The organism is Okeania sp. (assembly GCF_983059655.1).
In genome coordinates this window covers 1-6,413 of record NZ_CEZPJD010000441.1, presented here as the reverse complement: position 1 = coordinate 6,413, position 6,413 = coordinate 1, and the positions used below count along the sequence as shown (strand labels likewise).

Below are 6,413 nucleotides of genomic sequence, written 5' to 3'. Positions count from 1 at the left end.
ATAAATTTATAATTTCCTTTTTGTAGCATTTTTTTATTTGATAATTAATATTATAAATAAAAAATTTTCCCTACCGCATCAATCCTCTTCTTTTCAAGGAGAGGTAATTAGGGCTTGCTGATTAAATATCAAAGTTTTTAATGGCAAAGGTTTCAGACTTTGCAGGTACTAAGGGAGTATCAGCTTTTAGGTAGTTCCAGTTCAAAAATCTAGGGTTTTTGGCAAAAAAGGGTTAGAAAATCAAGGGAAGATTCTTCTGGCTATTTCTTCTCGGAATCTCATTCCTCCTGGATTCTGAATTCTGGATTCTGGCTACTCCTCTGAAAAAAAGACTTTTTCAGCAAACCCTAATTAGGGCTTGTTGATTAAATATCAAAGCATTGACAGATAAAGGTTGTAGATTTTTTTGGTCTCAAAAAGTGTCAGCTTTTTGATGGAAAAAATCTTAAAAAGCTAGTATTTTCGGACGATTATGGCATAAAAATAAAGGTACAATTTTTCTGACTACTCCCTCTATAATTCCCATTTATCCTGAATCCTCACTACTGAATCCTGACTCCTACCTTTACCCATAAGACTATTTCAGCAAACTCTAATTATTAATTGTTTCTTGTTAATTGTTAAACACTTACCACCTTATTCAAGTCAATTTTGCACCTATTATTTTTAATTTATCTACCGATCATCAACTCTATTTTCAATTATATCTTGAATTTCTTTAGGAACTTTTGAAAGAAAATCATAACCAGTAGCTGCTTCAATTTTATCGACTGAAACTCGGTAAGCTTTCCAATCACTTCTAATCCGATTTGAATTAGGCATATCCACTGCAATAACTCTAGTATTTTTATTAACTCCTCTCGCTCCAGAACCAGGCTTTATTACTACTATAATTTTCCATGTACGGCTAGGAATAGTTACCTTACCTTTAGCAAGAGTTGCTTTTTTTCTGTACCCTCCGGCAATAATATAAAGTTCATTTCCTTGTTGTACAAGTTCGCGAGAATATTGTTCTAATTCCCGCCAAGTTTCACGATTATTATCTGGACTCTGAGGAATTATATTTGTCATTAAAAATGTGGCTGAATTATCTTCTTCATTAGCGGTACGATCTGCTGAAGGAATTAAATGTCCTCGGTCATAACCACTATTTCGATAATCACTAGGTCTAACCTGATACCAATCTTCAGGTAAACTATCATCAGAGCGAAAATCATCCTGTCTTTCTACATTTCCTAACCAAGATTTATTCAGTTGCCAACTTACCCAATTGGCTGTTCCTTTATCCTGGTTATATGACAATACATATTGAGGTTTTTCTATTAAATAATTATCTGTATTTTCGACAGAAGCTGTGGCATTACTTGGGTTTCCTAGAGTTATATGAACTTTCGGAGAAGGTTTTAACAGTAGAGAACATCCACTAGCAAGTGTGAGTAAAAGTATTGCTATTCCTAGAGTAAATTTTTTTGGTAAAATAAACATATTTTTAATCCTGCAAAAAAGTCTTTTATTCTGTTTCAGAAGTATAGTCTTAAAGTTCCCCTTGTGTCTATATTGTCTTTAACAAGAAAAATCTGCTTCGTTGTCAGTTAAAATTGTCTTGTATTGTTCAGTTCAAACTACTAACGATGAATATAGAGAAAGCAATAGTCAAGGAATACGCAAATAAGTCGATCAAGGAAATTGCTGATGCGCCAGTCTGGGCTATTAAAGGAGTATCTCAATCAGATGCCGTTTATCTAGAAAAAGCATTTGGAGTAAAAACAATTCGTGATTTTGCTAATCTTAAATATGTCAAGTGGGCTCAAGCAATAGTAGCTTTATCAGAATTAGAAGTTTAAAATAAAACACGGCTTGTAGAACATATCATATATTTATCCCCAAGTTTTAAACCGGGGGTCATTTCAGTTATCAGTTATCAGTTATCAGTACCTCTAGCTGTTTGCGGAGCATTCCGTAGGAAAGCAAGAGGCTTGAAGTACGGAATTATTTTTTTTATCCCCTTAAAAGGGGAGGCGCATACCCACGATTTTTCGGTAAAAGTTCTTCTAGCTTAAATATAAGTTTGGTCTTTTTTCAGCTATTTAAGCATTAACGTAGATTGAGTAATAAAATGATAACTACGAAAGATTATTATATAGCGTTTCTAAATGGGATTTGGAAACCAAGTTATATGAAATAGGGAATAGTACAGGGGGGAAACATTATCAAATAGTAATAAATACAAGGATATAATTGAATCAACACAGCTTTATGAGAAAAAACTCAATCTATGATTTACATATCATTTGAAAACATATATGTGTGATACTGCTATTTACGGAATATTAATAGCAATGTTTTCCTGTACCATTCTATCACTAATTCTTCTCCACAGTCTCTAATGAAATAATCAAATCCTGGTGCAGAATTAGCTTCAATCAGCCATAGTTTATTATTTGTATCTAGAACTATATCTAATCCTGTATATCTCAACTCGCAATTTTTAAATATGGGTTTACAAAAACATTGTATTTGTTCTAAAAAATCTATATCCAATACAATCTTAGCTTTTGCTCCTTTCCAATGCAGTCTACTTAAATTTCCAACAAATTTTGCTCCAGTAATACTCTTCTCATATACACAATGTAAATTACCTTCTAGAAACAAAGCTCTAAATTCTTTCTGAATTTGAATATATTCTTGACTAATAGCAACATAATCGTATTTGTAATTGCTTAAATCATAAATTTTATCAAGGGAATTTATGACTTGACTTCTCTCATTGCACTGAAATACATTTCTTCCCTTTGAGCCTTTATTTTTCTTCAGTACAACAGGATATTCAAAGTTTTTATCAATATTATTTGCTATTTCTTCTACGTTAGAATTTTTCACATAATTAGAATATGATTTATTACAATTAGGATTCAAGTAACCCTTTGTTTTCGGCATATTAATATGGGATTTAAAATCTTGATAAAAGTATTCTTTGTCACGGCATAAATGAGTAACTGATGATGAGTTAAGCGGTGCTGCCAAATTCACAAATACATGAGATTTACCTTGATTTTTGACTACTACTAAATTTCCAGATTCATGTAGGATGTCATATTCATAGCCTAGATTATTACAGGCTTTAATCAACATTGAAATGTTTTGGTTCATAATTATAAGAAGGAAGAAGGAAGAAGGAAGAAGGAAAAAGGAAGAAGGAAGAAGGAAGAAGGGAAAATTGCTTATGGATAGTATTCGAAACGCCACTTCGTGTCTACAAACCCCAAACAATTTTAAACACCCCCGTTGACAACTGATAACTGATAACTGATAACTGATAACTGAAATGACGGTGGGGTATTAAAGCCGCAAAAGAAAAGATACATTAATTAATTAATCAATAAAAAACACCCTAATTAATAAATTCCGCCATACCTAAATAGCGAATTTCTTGGGGAGTAACTTCAAATCTACAGGGCAAAATTTCTACCCCTTCTTTAACAGCTTCTCTCAAGAGTTGACCATAATTAGGGTCAGCAATATCTCCCGGGGAAAACTTATAACAATCACCACGATTTATAAAAAATAAACATACAGCTCTTTCGCCTTTTTTAACTACTTCAATTAATTCTCGTAAATGCTTTTGCCCTCTTTCTGTAACCGTGTCTGGAAATAAAGCAATTCGTTGATTTGCCCAAGTCGTATTTTTAACTTCTACATAAATATTTTGACTCTGACTAATTAACTTAAAATCTACCCTACTTTTTTTGTCTTTCCCATAAACAACTTCTGGCTTAACTTCACTATAATCTCCCAATTCAGGAAATAAATATTCTGCCAAAGCTAACTTAATAACTCGATTAGGCAAAGCCGTATTAATTCCCACCCAAGTTGGTTCATTATCTGTTACTTGAATTAATTCCCAAGTATAAGCCAATTTCCGTTTAGGATTATTACTATGAGAAACCATCACAGGACTACCAGAAGTACAAACTCCTTTCATCGGACCTGTATTTGCACAGTGAGCAGTAATTATTTCCCCAGATTTTAACTCTATATCTGCCAGAAACCTTTTATAACGTTTAATTAAAATTCCAGACTCAAGAGTGGGATAATTATAGGAGAATTTAGGAGGATTATTCATAAATTATTTGACAATAAATTATATTGACTTTAAATCAATACGGTTAGGATAATACAAAAAAAATTAAAATTATTATTTTTGTTTAAACTCGGAAAATATCAACTATTATTTCCTAATTCAGTAGCACCTAGCTCTCCTTTCTCAACCTTAGTATCTAATTTATAGTTATCAGGAAATAAAACTTTAGCGATCACTTTAGCAGTTCTTCCTTCTCGCCATAACCAGTGATTATCCTGACCTTTTTCTCGAATATGAACTATGCCCTCATCTATAAGGGTAGAAATTTCATTAAAATCAGAAAAAGTAGAACCTATTTTTTCCGGCCAACAAACTTGATGTTTAATCATCGGATAATCAGAAGCAATAATATAGCATCCACAAGAAGCTGCATCACTAATTACTCCACTGGTTCGGTAGTAATAGCGGTCTTTATCGTAATGAATTACTAAAATATCTATTTCCGTTAAAATCTGGATATAGTTTTCTTGTTTAGTAGTGTCATAAAGAGTTACATTAAGTTCATCTAAATATTTGGGTTTTTGACCAAAAGGTGTTCCAATTACCAGTTCACATTGATGCTCTGAAGACTTAATATATTCTTGTAATTTATCAATTACTTGATTGATTGGTTTATCTGGGCGAATCATTCCTACAACACCAATTTTAATTGGAACATTAGAGGGTATTCTTTCTCCTGGTAAAAATTTAGGTTTAGCTTCACTAATAATAGGATGAGGAATTATATATTTAGATTTGTCTGGTAATCTAAATTTTTCAGGCAGCACATCATCATCTACTTCAAAAGAAACAACTTTTAGTTTTTTAAATAGTTTTAAATAAGCTTTTAGATAAAGTAATCCCATAAATTTCAGTTTGTTAGTCATGGCAAATTGTTGATTGCCATGCAGGCAGATTAAAACTTCCTTTCCTCGTAATGCCATGATGGCAAATAAAGGCATAACAAATAATAGATGTTGATTGTAAATCTCGAAAATAAAAATAGTATCTACATCAGAAAACTTGAGAGCATTTAATCCCATGGAAATATGGCGATACTCTCGGCGAATTTGTAAACCTATTGAGTATTTAAGAAATTTAGTAAACTTCTTAATCCAGTTGGGAAGAGGAATTTCTAAAGAAATAAATCCGATTTTTTGAGACTCAATATATTCTTCCAGGAGCAAAAAGTCCTTGAGTCCATCGTGCATTAACTTCATAATTTTATTCGCTGCTATCTATTAAATAAGTTTTTATATAAGCATTTCACATTTACTGTGAGATACATTAATTTCAGTCAAATTATACTACTTGGAATTTTGGAAATAAAGTCAAATAAAATCACTTCAATTGGGTGCATCTCAATGCAAGAATAAAGCCAAAAATTTATCGCTTTTAGGGAACAGGGAACAGGGAATATATAGGAAAAAAGTATTTTTGCTTGCTATGAGATGCACCCCTTCAATTCTATATATACCAATTCTCAAAAAGCGTGAAGTACAAAATTCGTTTATTTTAGGGAGTAGTGAATAGGGAGTAGTAATTCGGGAAATAGGGAATAGCGGTGCAACCCGGCGGCGTCGGCGACAGACGCACCTGGTAGCACACCAAGAGAGAAAAGAATAAAAACAACTGTACCTCAGTAATACCACTTTGAAAAAAGAATTCTTTGAAGAAGGAGTCAGGAGTCAGGAGAATGGGAGAGTTGAGTTTCTCTTTTTCACCTTTAATTTTTCCCGTTCTCAAATTAAGACGAAAGTTCGTTACAGTTAGAAAAAAATCAGATAATTGAAGTAAAATTTGCTTGGGAAAGTTCTTTGACTCGAGGAAGTTTACTGATAATTTGTTCGTGCAAATTTTGTCTTCTATCAATTAATTTATGAACTAATTCTACGAGTTCATTTTGATTGGGAACGAATAGTTTCTTTGGTTCAATAAATAAAGGTTCAAGGTTAAAGTGTTGGTAGAGACCTTCAAATTTTCCCTGATAAGTAATACAAGCAATTGGAGTACCCTGTCCTAAACAAGCAATGCCTAAGTGCATCCTGCCAGTAAGTACACAATCTATATTTTTAACTATTGCTTTAATTTCTCTAGCTAAACAGGGAAAAGGAATTTTGAAACAGAATGAAGCAACTTCATCGGGAAGATTTTCCATGATTTTTTTTGATAAAATATCATCATTAATTCCATTAACAATACGGCTATCGTGGGGCAAGAAAATAAAACTTAATTGCTCATTATCTTTGTGCAATTTTGTGAGAGTATCAGCTAAAACTTGAACCAAATCATT

At 32.4% G+C, this 6,413-nt stretch carries 6 protein-coding genes; 1 reads left to right on the top strand and 5 read right to left on the bottom strand.

The genetic code is table 11. The features are described 5' to 3' along the window. Window positions 1–675: 675 nt before the first annotated feature. A complete protein-coding gene (locus AC3DU7_RS21400) occupies window positions 676–1,485 on the bottom strand; it encodes a DNA/RNA non-specific endonuclease (protein WP_488041324.1) in 810 nt (269 codons plus the stop codon). A gap of 146 nt (window positions 1,486–1,631) precedes the next feature. Between AC3DU7_RS21400 and AC3DU7_RS21395 the strand changes: the two genes are divergently transcribed. Beyond that, entirely contained in the window at window positions 1,632–1,844 is a 213-nt protein-coding gene (locus AC3DU7_RS21395) for a hypothetical protein (protein ID WP_488041323.1), read from the top strand. A 472-nt stretch (window positions 1,845–2,316) separates the two neighbouring features. Here AC3DU7_RS21395 and AC3DU7_RS21390 read toward each other — a convergent pair whose 3' ends face one another. The 4 genes from AC3DU7_RS21390 to AC3DU7_RS21375 form a co-directional block, all read right to left on the bottom strand. Then, complete coding sequence (locus tag AC3DU7_RS21390) at window positions 2,317–3,150, bottom strand: ATP-grasp domain-containing protein (protein ID WP_488041322.1); 834 nt, start codon at window positions 3,148–3,150, stop codon at window positions 2,317–2,319. Window positions 3,151–3,391: 241 nt separating this feature from the next. Continuing rightward, a complete protein-coding gene (gene sfsA, locus AC3DU7_RS21385) occupies window positions 3,392–4,123 on the bottom strand; it encodes a DNA/RNA nuclease SfsA (protein WP_488041321.1) in 732 nt (243 codons plus the stop codon). A 98-nt stretch (window positions 4,124–4,221) separates the two neighbouring features. After that, on the bottom strand, window positions 4,222–5,340 hold the full coding sequence (locus AC3DU7_RS21380; RefSeq protein WP_488041320.1) for a glycosyltransferase family protein: 1,119 nt from the start codon (window positions 5,338–5,340) through the stop codon (window positions 4,222–4,224). Between the two features lie 560 nt (window positions 5,341–5,900). After that, on the bottom strand, window positions 5,901–6,413 hold a 513-nt coding region (locus AC3DU7_RS21375; protein WP_488041319.1), incomplete at its 5' end, for a polysaccharide pyruvyl transferase family protein.

What these genes read in the sequence shown, in the direction of transcription:
- AC3DU7_RS21380 (WP_488041320.1), bottom strand. Translation starts at nt 5,340, where the DNA reads ATGAAGTTAATGCACGATGGACTCAAGGACTTTTTGCTCCTGGAAGAA.
- sfsA (WP_488041321.1), bottom strand. Translation starts at nt 4,123, where the DNA reads ATGAATAATCCTCCTAAATTCTCCTATAATTATCCCACTCTTGAGTCT.
- AC3DU7_RS21395 (WP_488041323.1), top strand. Translation starts at nt 1,632, where the DNA reads ATGAATATAGAGAAAGCAATAGTCAAGGAATACGCAAATAAGTCGATC.
- AC3DU7_RS21390 (WP_488041322.1), bottom strand. Translation starts at nt 3,150, where the DNA reads ATGAACCAAAACATTTCAATGTTGATTAAAGCCTGTAATAATCTAGGC.
- AC3DU7_RS21400 (WP_488041324.1), bottom strand. Translation starts at nt 1,485, where the DNA reads ATGTTTATTTTACCAAAAAAATTTACTCTAGGAATAGCAATACTTTTA.